Origin of the sequence: Sulfitobacter sp. HI0129 (genome assembly GCF_001635395.1) — a bacterium.
Lineage (GTDB): Bacteria > Pseudomonadota > Alphaproteobacteria > Rhodobacterales > Rhodobacteraceae > Sulfitobacter.
The window spans coordinates 1-461 of sequence record NZ_LWGH01000804.1 but is presented as its reverse complement, the minus strand read 5'-3'; the positions used below and the strand labels follow the sequence as shown (position 1 = coordinate 461).

Here is a 461-nt window from a genome sequence, read left to right as displayed (position 1 = left end):
CATAGCGGGTTAGACGCGAGCGCGCCCGCCGTCTGGGCACCCAGCAGCACGCCGACATCCGCCGCCGTCAGACCGCTCTGATCCGCCGCAACGACATAGAAGGGCAGCGCCATCAGCGTCGCACCGCCCAGCCATTGGGAATAGAGAAACAGGCGGAACCGCCCGTCGTTCGTCAGAACCTGCCAGCCCAGGAACGAACGCGCATCCTGCGGTGCTTTGCTCTTGTCCCTGTTCGCGGGCATGGGCGGCTCACCGGCTGACACGAAAAGCGACGAGGACAGCAGCATCAGAAGGGCCGCCAGCCCGAAGATCAGCGCATAGGCCTTGAGGTTGGGCAGAATATCCAACGTCAGACTGACAAATGCCGCCACCCCCAGCGCGAAAAGCCCCCCGCCAAAGAACCGCCACGCCAGCATCCTGCTGCGGGAGGCCGAAGGGATCGAGCGGCCGACGATATCGTT

At 64.6% G+C, this 461-nt stretch carries 1 protein-coding gene; it reads right to left on the bottom strand.

Translation table 11 applies throughout. The features are described from left to right. On the bottom strand, positions 1-461 hold a 461-nt coding region (locus A3764_RS25385; protein ID WP_201722472.1), incomplete at both ends, for a hypothetical protein.